The organism is Malikia spinosa (genome assembly GCF_002980625.1).
Taxonomy (GTDB): domain Bacteria; phylum Pseudomonadota; class Gammaproteobacteria; order Burkholderiales; family Burkholderiaceae_C; genus Malikia; species Malikia spinosa.
The window spans coordinates 1-21719 of the sequence record NZ_PVLR01000004.1 but is presented as its reverse complement, the minus strand read 5'-3'; the positions used below and the strand labels follow the sequence as shown (position 1 = coordinate 21719).

Here is a 21719-nt window from a genome sequence, read left to right as displayed (position 1 = left end):
GGAGGGCGCAGCAGGGCGCTGTGGCGACAGAATAAGCCATGCGGCCGGCCTGGGGTCTGGAGCCTGGAACCGGGCGCCTGGCTTGATCGGGATTCCGATTGACCGCAAGCGGTCCAAGGCCATGTTTGTTTCCTACAATCATCATTTGTTGCAACCCCCAACCTAGGACGCCTCTATGGAACACACCCTGCCCGCACTGCCTTACGCAATCGATGCCCTGGCCCCCCATTACAGCCAGGAAACCCTGGAGTTCCACCACGGCAAGCACCACAATGCCTACGTGGTCAACCTGAACAACCTGCAAAAGGGCACCGACTTCGAGAACATGGACCTCGAGTCCATCGTCAAGGCCTCCAGCGGCGGCATCTACAACAACGCGGCCCAGATCTGGAACCACACCTTCTTCTGGAACTGCATGAAGCCCAACGGCGGTGGTGAGCCCACCGGCGCGCTGGCCGATGCCATCAACGCCAAGTTCGGCAGCTACGCCGCCTTCAAGGAAGCCTTCGTCAAGTCGGCCGTCGGCAACTTCGGTTCCGGCTGGACCTGGCTGGTCAAGAAGGCTGACGGCTCGGTCGACATCGTCAACATGGGCGCCGCCGGCACCCCGCTGACCACCGCCGACAAGGCCCTGCTGACCGTCGACGTCTGGGAACACGCCTACTACATCGACTACCGCAACATGCGTCCGAAGTTCGTCGAGACCTTCCTCGACAAGCTGGTCAACTGGTCGTTCGCCGAAGCCAACTTCGCCTGATCCAGGCTGACGGGCAGCGCGCTGGTCCGTCACGCGCCGCTGACAAGAAACCCGCAGCCTGCAACGGCCTGCGGGTTTTTTGTTTTGGCGCCGGCTGGACGCCGGCTTGAGGCTGGCCGGGAGGTCCTCAGGGCTGGCTGGGCCGGAACGGCGCACCGCCGAGCTTGAAGCCGGCCTGGATGCCGCGCTTGGCGAACCAGCCCTGGTGCATCTCGAGCACGAAGCGCACCGGCTTGGCCGAGCAATGGTTGGCCTCGCTTTGCGGCTGCATGTCGACCAGGTTGATAATTGAGCCGTCATCGGCGACGAAGGCCGCCGTCAGCGGCAGCAAGGTGTTCTTCATCCAGAAGCATTGCACGGCGGGCTGCTCGAAGACGAACAGCATGCCCTCGCTGGCCGGCATCTGCTGGCGCCACATCAGGCCCGCGCTGCGCTGCTGCGGTGTCAGCGCCAGCTGCGCATCGATCAGGTGCATGCCGGCTTGCAGCCGGGTGCGCTGCAGATCGGTCTGCGCGGCCGGTAGGGTGGCCTGGGCCTGGGCCTGGGCCGGCAGCCAGGCGCCAGTGCTCCAGGCCAGTGTCAGGCCGAGCAGGCAGCGGCGCGCCAAGCGTGCGCGCGCTGGCAGGGTGGGGCGGGTCCCGGCTGGCCGGGCAGGGGAGGGCTGGAGGTCGTTGCGCTGGCTCATGGTGGGTGAATCTTACCGCCCTGCCGAGCGCTTGCCGGCGTGCCGCTGCCGCCTGGCCGGTCGGCAAAATCGGTCTCTGCCACTCTTATATAAGATGCAAGACATCCACAAGGTGGAATTTGTCGCTAGAATTTGAAATTGACTTCCCCTCGAAGCCCATGGCCTGGTCTGGCCTACCGGTCCGGCCTGCCTTCATCTGCTCTGAACCCTGAGCTCGCATCTGAAAGAGGACGACATGTCTGACAAATCCAAGATCATCTACACGCTGACCGATGAGGCACCGCGCCTGGCGACGGCAGCATTCCTGCCCATCATCCGCACCTTCGCAGAACCGGCCGGCGTCGAAGTCGCCGAGGCAGACATCTCCGTGGCCAGCCGTATCCTGGGCGAGTTTTCGGACTTCCTGACTGAAGAGCAGCGTGTTCCCAACACCCTGGCCGAGCTGGGCAAGAAGACGCTGCAGCCCGACGTCAACATCATCAAGCTGCCCAACATTTCGGCGTCGGTCGGGCAGCTCAAGGTCGCGATCAAGGAGCTGCAGGACAAGGGTTACGCGGTGCCCGATTTCCCGGAAGCGCCCAAGACCGACGAGGAAAAGGCGATCCGCGCGCTCTACAACAAGTGCCTGGGCTCGGCCGTCAACCCGGTGCTGCGCGAAGGCAACTCCGACCGCCGCGCACCGAAGGCGGTCAAGGAATACGCGCGCAAGCATCCGCACAGCATGGCTGAGTGGAGCCAGGCCTCGCGCAGCCATGTGTCGCACATGCACGCCGGTGACTTCTATCACGGCGAGAAGTCGATCACGCTGGATCGCGCGCGCGACGTCAAGATGGAGCTGATCACCAAGAGCGGCAAGACCATCGTGCTGAAGGAAAAGACCTCGCTGCTCGACCGCGAGATCATCGACAGCATGTTCATGAGCAAGAAGGCGCTGCTGGCCTTCTACGAAAAGGAAATCGAGGATGCGCACAAGACCGGCGTGATGTTCTCGCTGCACGTAAAGGCCACCATGATGAAGGTGTCGCACCCGATCGTGTTCGGCCACTGCGTCAAGATCTTCTACCGCGAAGCGTTCGAGAAGCACGGCAAGCTGTTCGACGAGCTCGGCATCAACGTCAACAACGGCATGGTCGATCTGTACAACAAGATCGCCACGCTGCCGCAGAGCCAGCAGGAGGAGATCAAGCGTGACCTGCACGCCTGCCTCGAGCACCGCCCCGAGCTGGCGATGGTCGACTCGGCCAAGGGCATCACCAACTTCCACTCGCCCAACGACGTGATCGTCGACGCCTCGATGCCCGCGATGATCCGCAACGGCGGCAAGATGTGGGGTGCCGATGGCCGCCTGAAGGACGTCAAGGCCGTGATGCCCGAGTCGACCTTCGCCCGCATCTACCAGGAGATGATCAACTTCTGCAAGTGGCATGGCGCCTTCGACCCCAAGACCATGGGCACCGTGCCCAACGTCGGCCTGATGGCGCAGCAGGCCGAGGAATACGGCTCGCACGACAAGACCTTCGAGATCGCCGAGGACGGCGTGGCCAACATCGTCGACATCGCCACCGGTGAAGTGCTGCTGAGCCAGAACGTCGAAGCCGGCGACATCTGGCGCATGTGCCAGGTCAAGGACGCCGCGATCCGCGACTGGGTCAAGCTGGCGGTCAACCGTGCCCGCAACTCCGGCATGCCGGTGGTGTTCTGGCTCGACGCCTACCGCCCGCACGAGGCGCAGCTCATCACCAAGGTCAAGATGTACCTGCATGAGCACAACACCAGCGGGCTGGACATCCAGATCATGAGCCAGGTGCGTGCGATGCGCTACACCCTGGAGCGTGTGATCCGTGGCGAGGACACGATCAGCGCCACCGGCAACATCCTGCGCGACTACCTGACCGACCTGTTCCCGATCATGGAACTCGGCACCAGCGCCAAGATGCTGTCGATCGTGCCGCTGATGGCCGGCGGCGGCATGTACGAGACCGGTGCCGGCGGCTCCGCTCCCAAGCATGTGCAGCAGCTGGTCGAGGAAAACCACCTGCGCTGGGATTCGCTCGGCGAGTTCCTGGCGCTGGCGGTCTCGCTGGAAGACCTCGGCATCAAGACGGGCAATGCCCGCGCCAAGCTGCTGGCCAAGACCCTGGACGCCGCCACCGGCAAGCTGCTGGACAACAGCAAGGGCCCGTCGCCCAAGACCGGCCAGCTCGACAACCGCGGCAGCCAGTTCTACCTGGCCATGTACTGGGCCCAGGAACTGGCCGCCCAGACCGAGGACGCCGAGCTGGCAGCCAAGTTCGCCTCGCTGGCCCAGACGCTGACCGAGAACGAGGCCAAGATCGTCGCCGAACTCAATGCGGTCCAGGGTCAGCATGTCGACATCGGCGGCTACTACCTGCCCGACGTCAGCAAGCTCGAGGCCGTCATGCGCCCGAGCGCGACCTTCAACGCGGCGCTGGAACTGGTCAAGGCCTGATCCCGCCCGTCCGACGCTGGCATTGAGCCGGCGTCCACAATGAAAAAACCGGCCTCGTGAGAGCGCCGGTTTTTTCATGTCCGTGTGAAATTTCAATCTGACCGCGCGCGCCGATTGGCCGTCTGTGCCCCGATGATTTCGCCCAAGCCAGACCGCCCGCATCATCATGGTGAGCGACTGCGAGCGACCTTGACCGGTACAGAACCGCTTCTGGCCTCTAAAATGACCAATGATGAAAATCCTCATTTGCAACGACGACGGCTACCAGGCCCCCGGAATCAATGCCCTCTACCAGGCCCTTGCCGACTTGGGCCAAGTCGAGGTGGTCGCGCCCGAGCAGAACAACAGCGCCAAGTCCAACGCCCTGACGCTGCACACGCCGCTCTATGTCCAGCGCGCCGACAACGGTTTTCGCTATGTCAACGGTACGCCGGCTGATTGCGTCCACATCGCCCTGACCGGCTTGCTCGGTTACCGCCCCGATCTGGTGGTCTCGGGCATCAACAACGGCGCCAACATGGGCGACGACACCATCTATTCGGGCACGGTCGGCGCCGCGATGGAGGGTTATCTGTTCGGCGTGCCGGCGATCGCCTTCTCGCAGGTCGAGCGCGGCTGGACCCATCTCGATGCCGCGGCCCAGTGCGCGCGCGAGCTCGTGCGGTCGCTCGAGACCTCGATCATGGCGCTGAGCCAGCAGGCCCAGGCCGGTCGCGTCGGCGCGGCGGACCCCGCCAGCGAGTCTGGCCAGGCAGGCCAGGCGCTCAGGCCCTGGCTGCTCAACGTCAACCTGCCCAATCTGGCGCGCGAGCAGATCAAGGGCTTTCAGGTGGCACGCCTGGGTCGGCGTCACGCTGCCGAACCCGTGATCCAGCAGCTCAACCCGCGCGGCGAAACCATGTACTGGATCGGCGCCGCTGGCGCTGCCATGGACGACAGCGAGGGCACCGATTTCCACGCCACCAACGCGGGCTATGCCTCGCTGACGCCGCTGCAGATCGACCTGACCGATCACGCGCGCCTGCCTGAATGGGTCCAGACTGCGGCCCGACTGTCGCGCCTGGAACAGCCGCAACGCGCCGACACCGCATGAGTTCACCGTCGCGCCAGCCCGCGGGCCGGCCGTTCGCGCCTGCACCGACCAAGCCCCGGCCCGGCTTTCCGGTCAGGCTGGCGAGCATGGCTGCGCCGGCCTTGACCACCCAGCCGGTGCCTGGCTTGCCATACGGCAGGCCGCTAGCTGCGGCGGCGCATGATTCCAGGCCTGCTGCTCCGGCGCTGGTGCCGTCCGGCCTGGGGCTGGACTCCAGTGCGGTGCGTCTGGCCATGGTCAGCCGGCTGGCCGCGCAAGGCCTGTCCGAGCCGGCCGTGCTGCAGGCGCTGGCAGCGGTCGAGCGTCACCGCTTTGTCGACTCGGCCCTGGTCAACCAGGCCTACGAGGATACCAGCCTGCCGATCGGCCTGGGCCAGACCATCTCCAAGCCCAGCGTGGTCGGGCGCATGCTCGAGCTGCTGATCCAGGGTCGCAGTCGACCGCTGGGCCGCGTGCTGGAAATCGGTACTGGCTGCGGTTACCAGTCCGCCTTGCTGGCAAGGCTGGCGCGCGAGGTCTACAGCCTGGAGCGATTGCGCGCCCTGCACGAGAAGGCGCGCGACAAGCTGCGGCCGTTGCGGCTGCACAATGTGCATCTGATACTGGGCGACGGCATGCTGGGATATCCCAAGGGTGCGCCTTACGATGCCATCTTGTCGGCGGCTGGCGGCGACTCGATTCCGCAGGCCTGGCTCGATCAACTCGCACCCGGTGGGCGCCTGGTTGCCCCTGCTGCACTGGCCTCTGGCCGCCAGAGCCTGGTCGTGATCGACAAGACCGATCAGGGCTGTGTCCAGACGGTTCTGGAGGCGGTTCACTTTGTACCCCTAAAATCAGGGCTTGCCTGACCGCAAGGTCGGGCGCGTCTCATTTTTAGCGGAGGTGTTCCAATGGAACTGATGGTTCCGAATTCCGGCGTTTCGACGTCGCATCCAGGCCCGTTGGCCCGCTGGCCCTTGCAGCTCGCGATGGCAGCGGGCCTGTGCCTGCTGGCGGCCTGCAGCACGACCAGCCTGGATGAGCCCGGACGTGCGCCAGTGACCGATCGCTCCCCCCGGAACGGATCTGCTTCCGCTGCCGTCACACCGTTGCCGGGTCAGGAGAACGCCGGCAAGCCGGGCTACTACACCGTGCGCCCAGGCGACACGCTGACGCGCATCGGCCTCGAGCAGGGCCAGAGTCCGCGCGATTTGGCGCGCTGGAACGCCCTCGACAATCCGCACCTGATCGAGGTCGGCCAGGTCTTGCGCGTCGTGCCGCCCGGCAGGGACCCGGTCGCGGTCAGTCCGGGCGTGACCGTCACGCCAGTGCCCGCGCCCGCCACCGACGCGCGCGTCAAGCCGCGCAACTTGAACGACAAGACCGTCGAGGGCGCCAAGCCCATTACTGGCCTGGTCGATGCCGAGGAACTCGCCTTTGCCTGGCCCGTGGGCGGCGCCTTGCTCGAGCGCTTCGACGAGACCCGCAACAAGGGCGTCGACATCGCCGGCAAGGCCGGCGACCCGGTGCTGGCGGCGGCCGATGGTCGCGTTGTCTATGCCGGTGCCGGCCTGCGCGGCTACGGCAACCTCGTGATCCTCAAGCACAACAACACCTACCTGACGGCCTACGCCCACAACCAGGCGCTGATGGTCAAGGAAGACCAGACCGTGCGCCAGGGCCAGAAAATCGCCGAGATGGGCAGCAGCGACGCCGACCGCGTCAAGCTGCATTTCGAGGTGCGCCGCCAGGGCAAGCCGGTCGATCCGCTCAAATTCCTGCCTTCCCGCTAAATCCCCCCTCTCCTGATGGAACAAGACAATCAAATGGCTGCCGATCCGGCAGTCCAATCTCTGCTGCCCGAGGGCTGGCTCGAGATCACCTCGATGGACCTCGACGCCCAGGGCGTCGCACGCAAGCCCGACGGCAAGGTGGTCTTCATCGACGGCGCGCTGCCGACCGAGATCGTCAGCGCCCAGACCACGCGCAAGAAGAACCAGTGGGAACAGGCGACCCTGACCGAGATCCACCGCGAGTCCTCGCTGCGCGTGGCGCCGCGCTGCCCGCATTTCGGCCTGCATGCCGGCGCCTGCGGCGGCTGCAAGATGCAGCATCTCGATCCGGCGGCCCAGGTCGCGGTCAAGCAGCGCGTGCTCGAGGACAACCTCTGGCATCTGGGCAAGGTCAAGGCCGAGAACCTGCTGCGCCCGATCGCCGGCCCGGCCTGGGGCTACCGCTACCGCGCCCGCCTGTCGGTGCGCTATGTGCACAAGAAGGGTGAGGTGCTGGTGGGCTTCCATGAGCGCAAGAGCCGCTATGTCGCCGACATGCGCGAATGCCATGTGTTGCCGCCCCATGTCAGCGCCTTGCTGCTGCCGCTGCGCGCGCTGATCCACGGCATGGAGGCGCGCGAGACCTGCCCGCAGATCGAGCTGGCCTGCGGCGACTCGGTCACTGCGCTGGTGCTGCGCCACCTGGAACCCTTGTCGGCGTCCGACCTGCTGCTGCTGCGCGAGTTCGCGCTGCGCCACAGCGTCGACGGCCAGGTGATCCAGTGGTGGCTGCAGCCCAAGGGACCGGACACCGTGCATCTGCTCGATACCGAGCCCGAGCCGGTCCCGCTGTCCTATGCCTTGCCCGACTTCGGCATCGTCCACCCCTTCAAGCCGACCGACTTCACCCAGGTCAACCCGCATATCAACCGGGTGCTGGTCGCGCGCGCGCTGCGCCTGCTGGCCGTCGAGAAAGACGAGCGCGTCATCGACTGGTTCTGCGGCCTGGGCAACTTCACGCTGCCGCTGGCGACCCAGGCGCGCGAGGTGCTGGGCATCGAGGGCAGCGAGGCGCTGGTCGCGCGTTCGCGCCAGAACCTGGCGCGCAACCAGGCGCAGCGCGGCGGCCTGGCGCCCACCAGCTTCGTCGCGCGCAACCTGTTCGAGATGACGCCGGCCATGCTGGTGGCCGATGGCCAGGCCGACAAGTGGCTGGTCGACCCGCCGCGCGAGGGCGCTTTCGCGCTGTCCAAGGCGCTGGCCGACATCCACCAGGCGCGCATCGGTGCTGAAGGCGCCGAGCCGCTGCCGCCCGAGGCCGCAGGCTGGAGCTTCCCGAAGCGCATCGTCTACGTCAGCTGCAACCCCTCGACGCTGGCGCGCGACGCCGGCCTCTTGGTGCACCAGGCCGGCTACCGCTGCACGGCCGCCGGCGTGGTCAACATGTTCCCGCATACCGCCCATGTCGAGAGCATCGCGGTGTTCGAGCGCGCCGACTGAAGCCGTGGGCCGGGCACTGTCCCGGCCTGCTGCAAGCCGGCCATGCCGGCCGGCCTTCAGTGCTGAAACGTAAAAAAGCCTGGCAGCGATGCCAGGCTTTTTGCTTGGGACTGACCGTCAGGCATTAGCCAGACGGCAGATCCGGATCAGTCGCTCAGTCGCGCTCGCCGCTAAACAGGCCCAGCAGCGCGAGCAGGTTCTGGAAGATGTTGAACAGGTTCAGGTAGATCGCCAGCGTGGCGGTGATGTAGTTGGTCTCGCCGCCGTCGACGATGCGCTTCAGGTCAACCAGCAAGAAGGCGCTGAAGATCGCGATCGCCATCGTGCTGAGCACCGCCATGAAGATGCTGCTGCCGACGAAGACGTTGACGATGCCGCCGACCAGTAGCACCAGCACGCCGATGAACAGCCACTTGCCCAGGCCCTCGAGGTCACGCTTGATCGTGCTCGCCAGGCTGGCCATGACCAGGAACACGCCCGCGGTGCCGCCAAAGGCGGTCATGATCAGCTCGCCGCCGTTCCTGAAACCCAGCACATAGGCAATCATGCGCGACAGCATCAGGCCCATGAAGAAGGTGAAGCCCAGCAGCACGGCCACGCCGGCACCGCTGTGCTTGGTCTTCTCGATCGCATACATGAAGCCGAAGGCACCGGCCAAGAACACGACCATGCCCAGACCGCCGCTGAGCATGGCGGTGATGCCGGTCGCGACGCCAATCCAGGCGCCCAGCACCGTGGGCAGCAGGCTCAGTGCCAGCAGCCAGTAGGTGTTGCGCATGACCTGATTGCGCTGCGCGCTCGAGACGGTGGCGCCGAAGCGGCCGAAGCTGTTGGGGTATTGATTCATGTTCAGTCTGTCCGTGGTGGGGGAGGCCGAAAGCCCTCGTTCGGATCTATTCTAGGGCCGCTGCCGAGTTTATGCTGGAGCCAGTCCGGAATCGTGACAGAACTGGCGCCTGGCTATCGCCATCATTGCAACTATCAATCGTCGGGTGCCATAGTTCCGGGCTATGATTCATTCAGTCGTCAAGACAACGTTTCAACAACTGCAAGCGCAAGGAAATCTGATGTCCCTCATCAACACCCAAGTCCAGCCGTTCAAGACCGAAGCCTTCCACAATGGCAAGTTTGTCGAAGTCACCGAGAAGAGCCTGCACGGCAAGTGGTCGGTCGTGATCTTCATGCCGGCAGCCTTCACCTTCAACTGCCCGACCGAAATCGAAGACGCGGCTGACAACTACGCCGAGTTCCAGAAGGCTGGCGCCGAGGTCTACATCGTCACCACCGACACCCATTTCTCGCACAAGGTCTGGCACGAGACTTCGCCGGCTGTCGGCAAGGCCCAGTTCCCGCTGGTGGGCGACCCGACCCACACCCTGACCAACGCTTTCGGCGTGCACATCCCTGAAGCCGGCCTGGCCCTGCGCGGCACCTTCGTGATCAACCCCGAAGGCTTCATCAAGACGATGGAAGTCCATGACAACGCGATCGCCCGCGACGTCAAGGAAACTCTGCGCAAGCTGAAGGCTGCCCAGTTCGTCGCCAACAACCCGGGTCAGGTCTGCCCGGCCAAGTGGAACGAAGGCGCAGCGACCATCACCCCGTCGCTCGACCTGGTTGGCAAGATCTAAGCCTTTGCGCTAAGACGGCCTGGCGCCTGCGGGCGCCCGCCAGCCGGACCGCGTCCGGGCGCTTGCGCCCAGCCGTCCGGCTTTTTCATTTCCGAACCCTAGACAGAAGGACCCACCATGCTCGATCAAGCACTCAAGAACCAGTTGGCCGCCTACCTGCAGCGCGTGACGCAGCCGTTCGAGCTGGTGGCCTCGCTCGACGCCAGCCCGACCTCGCACGAGATGCAGAACCTGCTCGAGACCATCGCCGGCCTGTCGGACCACATCACGCTGCGCACCGACGGCCAGGACGCGCGCCGGCCCTCCTTCAGCCTGCAGCGCCAGGGCTCCGAGAGTCAGCTGCGCTTTGCCGGCCTGCCGCTGGGTCATGAGTTCACCTCGCTGGTGCTGGCGCTGCTGTGGACCGGCGGCCATCCGCCCAAGGTCGAGGCCGAGCAGATCGAGCAGATCAAGGCGCTCGACGGTGACTTCGAGTTCGAGGTCTACATGTCGCTGTCCTGCCACAACTGCCCGGACGTGGTGCAGGCGCTGAGCCTGATGGCGATCCTGAATCCCAGCATCAAGACCACCGTGATCGAAGGCGGCGCCTTCAAGGCCGAGGTCGATGCGCGCGAGGTCATGGCGGTGCCGATGGTGTTCCTCAATGGCCAGGTGTTCGGCTCGGGTCGCATGCTGCTCGAGGAAATCATCGCCAAGCTTGATACCGGCTCGGCCGCGCGTGAAGCCGCCAAGATCGACCAGAAGGCGCCCTACGACATGCTGATCGTTGGCGGTGGCCCGGCTGGCGCCGCTGCTGCCGTCTACGCCGCACGCAAGGGCATCCGTACCGGCGTTGCCGCCGAGCGCATGGGCGGCCAGACCAACGACACGATGGGAATCGAGAACTACATCTCGGTGCTCGAGACCGACGGCCCCAAGTTCGCTGCCGCGCTCGAAGCCCAGGTGCGCCATTACGGCGTCGATGTGATGAACCTGCAGCAGGCGACCGAGCTGATCCCGGCCGAAGCCGAAGGCGGCCTAGTCCAGGTCAAGTTGGCCAATGGCGCCACCTTGAAGGCCCGCTCGGTGGTGCTGAGCACCGGCGCGCGCTGGCGCAACGTCAACGTGCCCGGCGAGCAGGAATACAAGAACAAGGGCGTGGCCTACTGCCCGCATTGCGACGGCCCGCTGTTCAAGGGCAAGCGCACCGCCGTGATCGGCGGCGGCAACTCAGGCGTCGAGGCCGCGATCGACCTGGCCGGCATCGTGTCTCATGTCACGCTGATCGAGTTCGGTGACCAGCTCAAAGCCGATGCGGTGCTGGTGGCCAAGCTCAAAAGCCTGCCCAATGTCACGATCCACACCAGCGCCCAGACCACCGAGATCACCGGCGACGGCAGCAAGGTCAACGGCCTGCGCTACAAGAACCGCATCAGCGGTGCCGAGCACCATCTCGAACTCGAAGGCATCTTCGTGCAGATCGGCCTGGTGCCGAACACCGAATGGCTCAAGGGTACGGTCGAGCTGTCGCGCTTTGGCGAGATCGTGGTCGACGCCAAGGGCCACACCAATGTGCCGGGCGTGTTTGCCGCCGGTGACTGCACCACGGTGCCGTACAAGCAGATCGTGATCGCAGCCGGCGAGGGCGCCAAGGCGGCCTTGAGCGCCTTCGACCACCTGATTCGGATGCCGGCGGCTTGATGAAGCAATCAGGAATGTCGCGGAAAAGCGATATTCCTGCCTTGATCATTCGTTGGACAGTGATGTCGCTTGCTTGGGGTGGCGAACTGCTGCCGGCAGAATCAAGCCGTGCTTTTGTGCCAGCTCGTGGTTGAGAACTACAACGGAATTGGGAGGAAGTGCCCATGTCTTTACGATGGGCTTGAGAACTAGCGACAGCGCACTTTGCAGCGGTGCCAACCATTCCTGCTTGTGTCCGTTGATGACCAGCACAAAGCGGAAGCCCTGAGTTTTTAGATCAAGCGTCCTGAAAGAATCAGGCAGTTCATCCGCCGCTGCCGGATGGCGCTGCAGCCGAGCTGCGAGGGCAAGCAGTAAACCGTGAGTCAGCTTGCTGCGAATTTCGTCGATGAATTCCGAAAAGTTGGGTTGGGTCTCTGGCCTTGGGCTGCTGGACTTGGCCTCCACGATCCATATCGTCGGCCCCTCTTGTTGCTGTCGCAGCAACAAGAACTCTGCCATCTGCACGCCTTCCCTGACCTTCTCATAGCACGCGCTTTTCCCGATGTAGAAGCATTGCCCTGCAGGGTAGGGGCCAAACGTCATCCCCGATTCGATGATGGGGTCGGTGCTCATTTCAAGGCCAACTCCACTTCCTGCTGGTAGAGGCGGATCGATTCGGCAATGATGGGGTTGTCTGGCATACCATTTTTCAGATCGTCACAAACCCAGCGGCTGCCGGTGGCAGAAATTACCGGAACAGACCAGCCACGTTCCTGCGCGATCAGGTACAACTTTTTGACCACGAAATAGGAATGACTGGCCATGAAGAACTGGATGCCACGCTCGGCCAGCATCGCCACGATGTCGAGCAACTGCGAGATGGCAGTAGGATGCAAGGCCGACTCGGGTTCGTCGATCAGCACCACCGAGTTGGTGTCCAGATAGCGGTTGCCCAGCAAGGTGTCGAGGATGGCGATTTTCTTGATGCCTTCGGCTGTGACCCCGATGGGGAACTTGTGACGTCCCTTGACAAACAGCCAGCGACCGGAAGCTTCGTCGTACTCGACCACGCCGCCGAGGATCTCCTCCAACTGACGGCGCGACTTGGCGAACTCATCATAGTTTCGGCCCTTGCTGGTGGAAATGCGCAGCGCTTTGGCTAGATCGAAGTAGGTATCATCAAAACCAAAAACCTTGTCCTGCTCGCGCGACTTCAGGATGATCTGATGTAGCGACAACACCTCCTTGGCCGGCAAGAAGATCGAATTGCTGGCGCGTGGAGGAACAAGATTGTCGAGGCTGGAAATCTGCTTGCTGGTGTCCTTGCCGAAGCTGTAGGAGAAAACATCTTGATCAATGGTGACAGCACTCGAAAGGGGGGCGTCCGCACCCTTGCTGACCAGGTCACCTATCTTCTCGGCTTGAAATGTCCAGTACAGCTTTTCCCATAAAATCTCGGAAGCAGACCTTTGCTCATCGCCGCGCTTGTACTCTTCCAGCGTGCGCAGGCTACTGTAGATAGCCTTTAGCAGGAATGTTTTGCCACTGCCGTTGCCGCCAATGATCAGGTTGATCTTGCCGAGTGATGACCAATGAATGCCAGTGAGTGGCCCAAAGTTGTTGAGTTTGATTTGGTTGATCATTGCTCATCACCTCCATTGGTCAATTTAGCCAAGGCCAGCACCTGCTCTGACCAGAGATTTCTCTCTAGGTCGTTAAGAAATTGCTGTTCTACTTGGCTCATTTTTTGTAAACAAAGTAATTATTTTGAATCAGAGCTTCTTGACCAGCACCATCGACTTGCGGTCCCAGTTGTACTTCTTCTTGCGCGCCTCGGGCAGCCAGTCGGGGTCGACCTGGACGAAGCCGCGCTTGAGGAACCAGTGCATGGTGCGGGTGGTCAGCACGAAGATGCTGTCCAGGCCCATGATGCGGGCGCGCTGCTCGATGCGCTTGAGCAGCTTCTCGCCGTCGCCCTGGCCTTGCACCTGGGGCGAGACCGTGACGGCGGCCATTTCGCCGGTGCCGGCCTCGGGGTAGGGGTAGAGCGCGGCGCAGGCGAAGATCACGCCGTCGTGCTCGACGATGGTGTAGTGGCCGATGTCGCGCTCGATCTCGGTCCGGTTGCGCTTGACCAGGGTGCCGTCCTTCTCGAACGGCTCGATCAGCTGCAGGATGCCGCCGACATCGTCGGCAGTCGCCTCGCGCAATTCTTCCAGCTTCTCGTCGACCACCATGGTGCCGATGCCGTCGTGCACATAGACCTCGAGCAGCATCGCGCCGTCGACCGCGAACGGAATGATATGGCTGCGCTCGACCCCGGCCTTGCAGGCCTTGACGCAATGCTGCAGGTAGAAGGCGGTGTCGGTCGGCTCCAGGCCGCGCGGCGAGTCGGCCAGGATCTGCACCGCCTGTGCCAGCGGCAGTTCGGTGTCTACGGGATTGTCTTCGCTGGCGGGCTCGTGCGGGCGCATCCGGATGCCGGGCACCTCGGTCAGGAACAGCAGCTTGTCGGCCTTCAGCGCGATCGCGACGCTGGTGGCGACCTCCTCCATGCTGAGGTTGAAGGCTTCGCCGGTGGGCGAGAAGCCGAACGGCGACAGCAGCACCAGCGCGCCCATGTCGAGCGTGCGCATGATGCCCGGCACATCGACCTTGCGCACCAGGCCCGAATGCTGGTAGTCCACGCCGTCGATGATGCCGACCGGGCGCGCCGTGATGAAGTTGCCCGAGATCACCCGTACCGTGGCGCCGGCCATCGGCGTGTTGGGCAGGCCCTGGCTGAAGGCGGCCTCGATCTCGTAGCGCAACTGGCCGGTGGCCTCCTGCGCGCAGTCGAGCGCCAGGCTGTCGGTGATCCGCACCCCGTGGTGGTACTTCGCGCTCTGGCCCTTGATCGCCAGCTGCTCGTTGACCTGGGGCCGGAAACCATGCACCAGCACCACGCGCACGCCCATGCTCTGGATCAGCGCCAGATCCTGTGCCAGGTTCGGCAGCTTGCCGGCGGCGATCGCCTCGCCCGGTATCCCGACCACGAAGGTCTGGTTGCGGAACTTGTGGATATAGGGTGCCACCGAGCGGAACCAGGGCACGAAAGTGAAGTTGAATACTGTGGACATGCGGTGAATGTGGAGCGCGCAGGCGCGGGTGGCAACCCTTTAGGATAATCGAGGGTTTCGCACCCCACGGAAGTTTGCCACTTGCAGTCCGCCTCTTTCACCATCGAGTTCCCCGAATCCCTGCCAGTGTCGGCTCGCCGCCACGAGATCGAGGCTGCCATTGCCGGTCATCAGGTTGTCATCGTTTGCGGCGAGACCGGCTCGGGCAAGACCACCCAGCTGCCCAAGATCGCGCTGGCCATGGGGCGCGGCGGCCAGGCGCAGCGTCAGGCGCTGGCCAGCGCCGAGGGCCGGGCCGCGGCGGCCCATGCTGCTGCCGTTGATCCCGCCGCGCGCGCCGGCGAGCGCCACCCGGCGTCCACCCCCCGTGGACCGCGTGGGCGGCGCGAGCAAAGGCCGCAGCTGATCGGCCACACCCAACCGCGCCGGATCGCTGCCAGTTCGGTCGCGACCCGGATCGCCGAGGAGCTCAAGACCCAGATGGGCGAGGTGGTCGGCTACAAGGTGCGCTTCCATGACCGGCTCGGCAAGAACGCCTCGGTCAAGCTGATGACCGACGGCATCCTGCTGGCCGAGACCCAGACCGATCCGCTGCTGCAGGCCTACGATACGCTGATCATCGACGAGGCGCATGAGCGCAGCCTCAACATCGACTTCCTGCTCGGCTACATCAAGCAGATCCTGCCCCGGCGTCCCGACCTGAAAGTCATCGTGACCTCGGCCACGATCGATGCCGACCGCTTCGCGCGCCATTTCGAGTCGGCCAAGGGGCCGGCGCCGGTGATCATGGTTTCAGGCCGGACCTTCCCGGTCGAGCAACGCTACCGCCCGTTCGAAGAGAGTCGCGACTATGGCCTCAACGAGGCGATCGCCGACGGGGTCGACGAGCTCTGGCGTGGCGGAGCGCATGCGGGCGACATCCTGATCTTCCTGCCCGGCGAGCGCGAGATCCGCGAGGCCGCCGACCACCTGCGCAAGCATTTGAGCCACCAGCCGGTGCTGCGCAGCGCCGAGGTGCTGCCGCTGTTCGCGCGCCTGAGCGCCGGCGAGCAGGACCAGATCTTCAAGCCGCATGGCCAGCGCCGCATCGTGCTGGCGACCAACGTGGCCGAGACCTCGCTGACCGTGCCGGGCATCCGCTACGTGATCGATGCCGGCACCGCCCGCGTCAAGCGCTACAGCCTGCGCAGCAAGGTCGAGCAGCTGCTGGTCGAGCCGATCAGCCAGGCGGCAGCGAACCAGCGCGCCGGCCGTTGCGGCCGGGTCGCCGACGGCATCTGCATCCGGCTCTACGACGAGGCCGATTTCAACGCGCGGCCGCGCTTCACCGATCCCGAGATCTTGCGCTCCTCGCTGGCCTCGGTGATCCTGCGCATGAAGTCGCTGCATCTGGGCCATGTGGAGGATTTCCCGTTCCTGGAAGCGCCGACCCGGCGCGCCATCACTGACGGCTACCAGTTGCTCAACGAGCTCGGTGCTGTCGACGACCTCAACGAACTGACCGCGCTGGGTGCCGAGCTGGCCAAGCTGCCGCTCGACCCGCGCGTCGGCCGCATGATCCTCGAAGCGCGCAGCCGCAATGCGCTCGACGAGGTGCTGATCATCGCTTCCGCCTTGAGCGTGCAGGACGTGCGCGAACGCCCGCTCGAGGCCCAGGCCCAAGCCGACCAGGCCCATGCCAAGTTCGACGACGAGAAGAGCGAGTTCACCAGCTACCTCAAGCTCTGGCATTGGATCGAGGAAGCGCGCGGCGGCAAGCCCCATAGCGCCGCCGCACTGGCCAACGCGCAGAATGCTCAGAACGGCGCCCAAAACGGGGTCAGACTCCAATTGTCTGATCTGGCTGGCAGCAAGAATCGGTCTCTGACCCCAAATCAGCCAGCGCCGGCTGCCACGCACAAGCTGTCGAACCGCCAATACGAGGCGCTGCTGCGGCAGAACTTCGTCAGCGTGCGCCGCGTGCGCGAATGGCGCGACATCCACAGCCAGCTCCACACCGTGGTCGCCGAGCATGGCTGGAAGCTCAACAGCCAGCCGGCCAGCTACGAGCAGCTGCACCTGTCGATGCTGTCGGGGCTGCTCGGCAACATCGGCTGCAAGCACGAGACCGAGGAGGTCTATCTGGGCGCGCGCGGCATCAAGTTCCACCGCCACCCGGGCGCGCACCTGAGCAAACGGCCCGGGCGCTGGATCGTCTGCGCCGAACTGGTCGAGACCGCGCGCCTGTTCGGCCGTGGCATTGCCGCGATCGAGCCGCAGTGGCTGGAGCAGGTCGGCGCTCATCTGCTGAAGAAACAGCTGCTCGACCCGCATTGGGAGAAGAAGGCGGCCGAGGTCGTCGCCTACGAGCGTGCCACCCTCTACGGTCTGGTGGTCTACAGCCAGCGCCGCCTCAACTATGGCCGGGTCGATCCGGTCGGCGCGCGCGAGATCTTCATCCGCGAGGGCCTGGTCGGGCAGGAATGGGAGACGCGGCTGCCGTTCCTGGCTGCCAACCGCAAGCTGATCGCCCAGGTCGAGGAGCTCGAGCACAAGTCGCGCCGCCAGGATGTGCTGGTCGATGACCCGCTGATCTTCGCCTTCTACGACGCGCAACTGCCGCCCGAGGTCTGCAGCGGGCGCGAGCTCGAACTCTGGTATCGCGAGGCGTCCAGAGGCCAGCCGAAGCTGCTGCACCTGACGCGCGACGAGCTGATGCGCCACGAGGCCGCCGGCATCACGACCCAGGCCTTCCCCAAGGTGGTCAAGGTTGGCGGTGTCGATTGCGCGGCCAGCTATCTGCACCAGCCTGGCGACGCCAAGGACGGCATCACCGTCAGCCTGCCGCTGTTCGTGCTGAACCAGGTCAGCGAGGAGCGCTGCGAGTGGCTGGTGCCTGGCATGTTGAAGGACAAGATCCAGGCCCTGCTCAAAAGCCTGCCGCAAAAGCCGCGCGCGCGCCTGGTGCCGCTGCCCGACAGCGCCGAGAAGCTGGCAGCGATCCTGAGCGCGCCGGATCGCTGGGCGCAGGGATCGCTGACCGATGCGCTGCTTAAAGAGGTCAAGCAGATCACCAGCCTCGATGTCAAGCGCACCGATTTCAAGCTCGACATGCTGGCGCCGCACCAGTTCATGAACCTGCGCGTGGTTGACGAGCATGGCCGCCAGCTGGGACAGAGCCGCAATCTGCCAGCCCTGAAGGCCGAGCTCGGCGCCAAGGCGCGCGGCGCCTTCCAGGCGCTGGCCAAGCTCAAGGTGGCGGACCTTGGGGCGGGCGAGGCGGGCACTGGCACTTCCAATGTTGCCAATCCAGGCCAGGCCGCCGACAGGGCCGTCCCGCAGGCTGGCACCGCCGGGTCGCGAGCCGCAGCAGCCCAGCCAGGGCAGGGCGCAGCCGGCGCGCGGGCTGCCGGTGCCGCCACGCCTTCCAAGGGCGCTGGCCAGGCAGGCGCCGCGGCCCAGCCGTCCGCCGATGCGGCCAAGCGCCATACGGCCTGGACCTTCGGCGACTGGCCCGAGATCATGGAAATCCGCAAGGGCGGCCAGACCCTGATCGGTTTCCCGGCGCTGATCGACGTCGGCGATGCCGTCACGATCGAGGTTTTCGACGAGCCCGAGGTCGCGGCCAGGAAGCACCGCGCCGGCCTGCGCCGGCTGTTCGCGCTGCAGATCCGCGACGCGCTGAAATACCTCGAGAAGAACATCCCCGAGCTGCAGAAGATGGCGGTGGCCTACATGGTGCTGGGTACGCAGGAGGAACTGCGCGAGCAGATCATCAACGTGGCGATCGAGCGCGCCTTCCTGCTCGACCCGCTGCCGGCCAACGCGGTCGACTTCAAGCGCCGCCTCGACGAGGGGCGCGGGCGGCTGACGCTGATCGCCAACGAGGTCGCGCGCCTGGGCGCCAGCGTGCTGCAGGAGTACGCCGTGACCGCGCGCAAGCTGAAAGATTGCAAGTTCGCGCCCGAGGCAGTCGCCGACGCTGCCCAGCAGCTGCAACGCCTGGTTGGCAAGCGTTTCCTGATGGATACGCCCTGGGCCCAGCTGCAGCATCTGGCGCGCTACCTGAAGGCGATCGTGCTGCGGCTGGACAAGTACCGCGCCGACCCCGCGCGCGACAGCGCCCGCCTGGCCGAGATCCGGGCCCAGGAGCAGCGCTACTGGCGCCTGGTCGCCGAGCGCAAGGGGGTGCAGGACGAGCGCATGAACGAGCTGCGCTGGCTGCTCGAGGAGTTGCGCGTGAGCTTCTTTGCCCAGGAGCTGCGCACGCCCCAGCCCGTCAGCGTCAAGCGGCTGGAGAAGGTCTGGGCCCAGCTGGGTTGAGCGCTCAGCCGTCCTGCGGGCTCAGGGCGCCGGTGCGGGCCTGGTGATCTCGCGCAGGACCCCACCGCCTTCCACGCTGCCCGTGGCACTGCCTTCGCCGCGCATGCGGGCCTCGCAGGCGTCCCGCTGCTCACCCTGGTGCACTTCGCAGCGCTGGCGGGTATCCGCTTCGAGCTTGCCCGGACGATCCGGTACCCCGCGCTTGACCTCGGCCAGGGCGCCGCGGGCCTCACGCATGCAGCTGTCCTTGTCCTGGCTGGTGTTGCCGCTGACGCAGTCGGCCATTTCCTGCTTGAAGCGCGCCTGTGCCTCCTTCAGTTCCTGTCTGCTCTGGGCCTGCAGTGTGCTGCAGCTCAGCGCCACCATGGCGCCCAAAAGCAATGGGTAAAAGACACGGCTGCGGCCTTGTGTGTTGTTCATGTCGAATCCTCCCTGTTACAGCTGGGGCCCGATCAAAAGCAGGGCCGGCAGCTGACCTGGAATTGGACCGGATTCAGCGCGCTCTGCCTAGAGCGAGTGATGGACCTTCACCCGTGGCTTGCGGGGCGGCCCATGACGCTGCAAGGCCGTTTTCAGCTTTTGGCGGCGGCAGCATCGGTAGGCTGGCCCCATGCCAGGAAATCGGGATTCTCGAAGCCCGGCTTGCCGTAGCGCAGCGGCTGGCCCTGCAGGTCCTCGACCCGGCCGCCAGCGGCTTCGAGCACCGCCTGGCCGGCTGCGATGTCCCATTCCATCGTGCGGCCAAGGCGCGGGTAGAGGTCGGCCTCGCCCGCGGCCAGCAGGCAGAGCTTGAGCGAGGAGCCGGCCTGCCTGATCCGGGCCACCGACTGGTCGGCCAGGAAGGCGTTCAGCGCAGCCTGGTCGCCGTGCGAGCGGCTGGCCAGCACGGTCAGGCCCTCGGCTGGCGGCCGCCGGGCCTCGATCGGGCGCCTGCTGCCGGCATCACTCCCGAATTGCGTGAAGGCGCCCAGGCCCGCTGCGCCGGCATAGAGCTGGCCCAAGGCCGGTGCCAGCACCACGCCCAGCACCGGCCGGCCCTGTTCGATCAAGGCCACGTTGACCGTGAATTCACCGTTGCGCTGCACGAACTCCCGCGTGCCGTCGAGCGGATCGACCAGCCAGAAGCGCTCGCCGAGCCCGGCGGCAGCGGGCGCCAGTCCGGCCGCCGTCGCTTCCTCTGCCAGCACCGGCACGCCCGGCAGCAGGACCTGCAGCGCGGGCGTGATCAGCGCCTCGGCGCGCCAGTCGGCTTCGGTCACGGGCGAGGCATCGGCCTTGGCCAGGACGCTGAAGTCGCGTTCATAGACCTGCAGGACCAGCTCGCCGGCCTGCTGCACCAGGCCGATCAGCGCCTCGATCAGCAGCTGCGCAGGCAAGGACAGTTCCTGGCTCAGTAGCGGCTGGGCTGGGTCGTCAGCTCGTAGCCGACCTTGACGCCGATCAGCGCGGCCATCCGGATATAGGTCTTGTGCGCGGCGGCCTTGATGTGGCGCGCCTCAGAGAAATTGCTGCTCCAGGCTTCCCAACGCGCGCAGACGAAGACGCCGCCGATCTCGAGCTCGACCAGGTATTCGATCACATGGGCGCCGTCGTCATCTTCCTCATCCTCTTCGTCGTACTCGTCCCAGTCCACCCCGGCCTCGGCGCTGGCCTCGGCTTCGTCATCCACCTCGTCCTCGTCGTCGGGCATGTGGTATTCGAGCGCGGCGATGCGGCAGACCGAACCGGTGCGTGCCAGGCTGACTTCATGTTGCCAGACCACCAGCTCCTCGGCTTCCGCGATGAAGCTGCTGTGCGAGGTGTGGCCGGTCTCGAACTCCTCGACCACGGCGTCGAAGATCTCCGACGGGGTCAGGCCGTTCGCGAGCGGTTCGTCGAAGCTGGGTTGCTGCCGGGTTTCTGCAGTCTGGTTCATGCCTGATCTCCTGAAGGGTGTGATTGAACTATATGAGACTAGCCACCGAATCCGTCATTCGCGTGACAGTTTGGCGTCGATTTCTGCTTTCAGTCCGCGAGTTTTTCGGCTGGCGGGCCCGTGGTTCAGAAAAACCGGCATTTGTCCAAGACAAATCGGGATTTATGAAGGAAAATAACCCCAGACACCAACGAGAAGGCTTGAGACATGATTTCCAGAAAAGTAATCAAGGCCGTCGAGGTTGCCATCCTCGTCGCGGCCAGGACGCCCGGCAAGCCGGTCACGGTCAAGGAAATGTCCGATCGGCTCGGCATGTCGGTCGGCTACCTGGAGGTGCTGGTGCGCGACCTGCGCGAGCACGGCCTGCTGGTAGCCCATCGCGGCCCTGGCGGTGGCTACCAGTTCAATGCCAGTCTGTCCCGCGATCCGCGCGGCGTCAGCCTGTGGGATGTCGTCGGCATCTATCAGGACCAGGACGAACCCGAGTCGGTGCCGCGCACGCCCGATGCCTTCCTGGCGGTCGAGCAGGCGCTGCACGACAGCTTCCGGCGCGCCTGCGAGTCGATGAATCTGCTGGACATCGCGTCCACGCTCGAGTTGGCCAGCCCGCGCCCGCTCGCTACCGAGGGACCGTTCAAGCTCAAGCCCCTGGTGCGTCCGATCCTGCCACGCGGCGTCAGCTCGGTGTTCCAGTGGGCCTCGAGCCCCTGTCCCGAACCGGCCTGAACCGGGTCGCTGCCGAGTGCCTGGTGTCAGCCACTGTCAGTTGCATTTTGCATAATCGTCCCAATTCCAACCACCCTGCCTGAGCATCACCCATGACAGAGCTGAGCA

18 protein-coding genes are annotated in these 21719 nt (G+C 65.1%); 10 read left to right on the top strand and 8 right to left on the bottom strand.

Annotation, left to right across the window (positions count from 1 at the left end; all coding sequences use genetic code 11):
* Positions 1-175: 175 nt before the first annotated feature.
* Positions 176-757: a Fe-Mn family superoxide dismutase gene (locus C6P61_RS01030; RefSeq protein ID WP_105728066.1), complete on the top strand. Its 582-nt coding sequence runs from the start codon at positions 176-178 to the stop codon at positions 755-757.
* Between the two features lie 127 nt (positions 758-884).
* Here the strand turns inward: C6P61_RS01030 and C6P61_RS01025 are convergent, their stop codons facing one another.
* Positions 885-1442, bottom strand: coding sequence for a DUF192 domain-containing protein (locus tag C6P61_RS01025; RefSeq protein ID WP_105728065.1), 558 nt, complete (start codon positions 1440-1442; stop codon positions 885-887).
* 235 nt (positions 1443-1677) lie between these two features.
* Between C6P61_RS01025 and C6P61_RS01020 the strand changes: the two genes are divergently transcribed.
* The 5 genes from C6P61_RS01020 to rlmD all read left to right on the top strand — a co-directional run bounded on the left by C6P61_RS01020 (position 1678) and on the right by rlmD (position 8256).
* Positions 1678-3912, top strand: coding sequence for an NADP-dependent isocitrate dehydrogenase (locus C6P61_RS01020; RefSeq protein WP_105728064.1), 2235 nt, complete (start codon positions 1678-1680; stop codon positions 3910-3912).
* A gap of 232 nt (positions 3913-4144) precedes the next feature.
* Positions 4145-5005: a 5'/3'-nucleotidase SurE gene (gene surE / locus C6P61_RS01015; RefSeq protein ID WP_105728063.1), complete on the top strand. Its 861-nt coding sequence runs from the start codon at positions 4145-4147 to the stop codon at positions 5003-5005.
* Positions 5002-5853, top strand: a complete 852-nt coding sequence (locus C6P61_RS01010; RefSeq protein WP_244908715.1) for a protein-L-isoaspartate(D-aspartate) O-methyltransferase — start codon at positions 5002-5004, stop codon at positions 5851-5853. Before surE ends, C6P61_RS01010 begins: the two co-directional genes overlap by 4 nt.
* 120 nt (positions 5854-5973) lie before the next feature.
* Positions 5974-6777 (top strand): peptidoglycan DD-metalloendopeptidase family protein, encoded by an 804-nt coding sequence (locus tag C6P61_RS01005; RefSeq protein WP_105728075.1) that lies wholly within the window; start codon positions 5974-5976, stop codon positions 6775-6777.
* Between the two features lie 33 nt (positions 6778-6810).
* A complete protein-coding gene (rlmD, locus tag C6P61_RS01000) occupies positions 6811-8256 on the top strand; it encodes a 23S rRNA (uracil(1939)-C(5))-methyltransferase RlmD (protein ID WP_371417008.1) in 1446 nt (481 codons plus the stop codon).
* Between the two features lie 154 nt (positions 8257-8410).
* Here rlmD and C6P61_RS00995 read toward each other — a convergent pair whose 3' ends face one another.
* Positions 8411-9103: a Bax inhibitor-1 family protein gene (locus tag C6P61_RS00995; RefSeq protein WP_105728061.1), complete on the bottom strand. Its 693-nt coding sequence runs from the start codon at positions 9101-9103 to the stop codon at positions 8411-8413.
* Positions 9104-9323: 220 nt separating this feature from the next.
* Here C6P61_RS00995 and ahpC point away from each other — a divergent pair, with 220 nt between their 5' ends.
* Positions 9324-9887: an alkyl hydroperoxide reductase subunit C gene (ahpC, locus tag C6P61_RS00990; RefSeq protein WP_105728060.1), complete on the top strand. Its 564-nt coding sequence runs from the start codon at positions 9324-9326 to the stop codon at positions 9885-9887.
* A gap of 117 nt (positions 9888-10004) precedes the next feature.
* The gene (gene ahpF, locus C6P61_RS00985) at positions 10005-11567 is read left to right on the top strand and encodes an alkyl hydroperoxide reductase subunit F (RefSeq protein WP_105728059.1); all 1563 of its coding nucleotides are present in this window, start codon (positions 10005-10007) and stop codon (positions 11565-11567) included.
* A 45-nt stretch (positions 11568-11612) separates the two neighbouring features.
* Here the strand turns inward: ahpF and C6P61_RS00980 are convergent, their stop codons facing one another.
* The 3 genes from C6P61_RS00980 to argA form a co-directional block, all read right to left on the bottom strand.
* Positions 11613-12182, bottom strand: a complete 570-nt coding sequence (locus C6P61_RS00980; protein ID WP_105728058.1) for a hypothetical protein — start codon at positions 12180-12182, stop codon at positions 11613-11615.
* Positions 12179-13192 carry an ATP-binding protein gene (locus tag C6P61_RS00975; RefSeq protein ID WP_105728057.1) on the bottom strand — a complete coding sequence of 338 codons (1014 nt, stop codon included), beginning with the start codon at positions 13190-13192 and terminating at the stop codon, positions 12179-12181. The genes C6P61_RS00980 and C6P61_RS00975 overlap by 4 nt, the downstream gene beginning before the upstream one ends.
* Positions 13193-13321: 129 nt before the next feature.
* Positions 13322-14668, bottom strand: coding sequence for an amino-acid N-acetyltransferase (gene argA / locus C6P61_RS00970; protein WP_105728056.1), 1347 nt, complete (start codon positions 14666-14668; stop codon positions 13322-13324).
* 81 nt (positions 14669-14749) lie between these two features.
* Here argA and hrpA point away from each other — a divergent pair, with 81 nt between their 5' ends.
* The gene (gene hrpA, locus C6P61_RS00965; RefSeq protein ID WP_244908714.1) at positions 14750-18970 is read left to right on the top strand and encodes an ATP-dependent RNA helicase HrpA; all 4221 of its coding nucleotides are present in this window, start codon (positions 14750-14752) and stop codon (positions 18968-18970) included.
* A gap of 21 nt (positions 18971-18991) precedes the next feature.
* Here the strand turns inward: hrpA and C6P61_RS00960 are convergent, their stop codons facing one another.
* The 3 genes from C6P61_RS00960 to C6P61_RS00950 all read right to left on the bottom strand — a co-directional run bounded on the left by C6P61_RS00960 (position 18992) and on the right by C6P61_RS00950 (position 20885).
* Positions 18992-19390, bottom strand: coding sequence for a hypothetical protein (locus tag C6P61_RS00960; protein WP_146114946.1), 399 nt, complete (start codon positions 19388-19390; stop codon positions 18992-18994).
* 152 nt (positions 19391-19542) lie between these two features.
* Positions 19543-20346: a 3'(2'),5'-bisphosphate nucleotidase CysQ gene (cysQ, locus tag C6P61_RS00955; RefSeq protein WP_244908713.1), complete on the bottom strand. Its 804-nt coding sequence runs from the start codon at positions 20344-20346 to the stop codon at positions 19543-19545.
* Positions 20347-20360: 14 nt separating this feature from the next.
* Positions 20361-20885 carry a hypothetical protein gene (locus C6P61_RS00950; protein ID WP_105728053.1) on the bottom strand — a complete coding sequence of 175 codons (525 nt, stop codon included), beginning with the start codon at positions 20883-20885 and terminating at the stop codon, positions 20361-20363.
* A gap of 207 nt (positions 20886-21092) precedes the next feature.
* On the opposite strand from C6P61_RS00950, the gene C6P61_RS00945 reads away from it, so the two are divergent.
* Positions 21093-21611, top strand: coding sequence for an RrF2 family transcriptional regulator (locus C6P61_RS00945; RefSeq protein ID WP_105728052.1), 519 nt, complete (start codon positions 21093-21095; stop codon positions 21609-21611).
* Positions 21612-21719: the final 108 nt, after the last annotated feature.

Bases quoted from the DNA above. Each gene is read 5' to 3' on its own strand.
- C6P61_RS01030 (WP_105728066.1), top strand. From the start codon at position 176: ATGGAACACACCCTGCCCGCACTGCCTTACGCAATCGATGCCCTGGCC.
- C6P61_RS01025 (WP_105728065.1), bottom strand. From the start codon at position 1,442: ATGAGCCAGCGCAACGACCTCCAGCCCTCCCCTGCCCGGCCAGCCGGG.
- C6P61_RS01020 (WP_105728064.1), top strand. From the start codon at position 1,678: ATGTCTGACAAATCCAAGATCATCTACACGCTGACCGATGAGGCACCG.
- surE (WP_105728063.1), top strand. From the start codon at position 4,145: ATGAAAATCCTCATTTGCAACGACGACGGCTACCAGGCCCCCGGAATC.
- C6P61_RS01010 (WP_244908715.1), top strand. From the start codon at position 5,002: ATGAGTTCACCGTCGCGCCAGCCCGCGGGCCGGCCGTTCGCGCCTGCA.
- C6P61_RS01005 (WP_105728075.1), top strand. From the start codon at position 5,974: ATGGCAGCGGGCCTGTGCCTGCTGGCGGCCTGCAGCACGACCAGCCTG.
- rlmD (WP_371417008.1), top strand. From the start codon at position 6,811: ATGGCTGCCGATCCGGCAGTCCAATCTCTGCTGCCCGAGGGCTGGCTC.
- C6P61_RS00995 (WP_105728061.1), bottom strand. From the start codon at position 9,103: ATGAATCAATACCCCAACAGCTTCGGCCGCTTCGGCGCCACCGTCTCG.
- ahpC (WP_105728060.1), top strand. From the start codon at position 9,324: ATGTCCCTCATCAACACCCAAGTCCAGCCGTTCAAGACCGAAGCCTTC.
- ahpF (WP_105728059.1), top strand. From the start codon at position 10,005: ATGCTCGATCAAGCACTCAAGAACCAGTTGGCCGCCTACCTGCAGCGC.
- C6P61_RS00980 (WP_105728058.1), bottom strand. From the start codon at position 12,182: ATGAGCACCGACCCCATCATCGAATCGGGGATGACGTTTGGCCCCTAC.
- C6P61_RS00975 (WP_105728057.1), bottom strand. From the start codon at position 13,192: ATGATCAACCAAATCAAACTCAACAACTTTGGGCCACTCACTGGCATT.
- argA (WP_105728056.1), bottom strand. From the start codon at position 14,668: ATGTCCACAGTATTCAACTTCACTTTCGTGCCCTGGTTCCGCTCGGTG.
- C6P61_RS00960 (WP_146114946.1), bottom strand. From the start codon at position 19,390: ATGAACAACACACAAGGCCGCAGCCGTGTCTTTTACCCATTGCTTTTG.
- C6P61_RS00950 (WP_105728053.1), bottom strand. From the start codon at position 20,885: ATGAACCAGACTGCAGAAACCCGGCAGCAACCCAGCTTCGACGAACCG.
- C6P61_RS00945 (WP_105728052.1), top strand. From the start codon at position 21,093: ATGATTTCCAGAAAAGTAATCAAGGCCGTCGAGGTTGCCATCCTCGTC.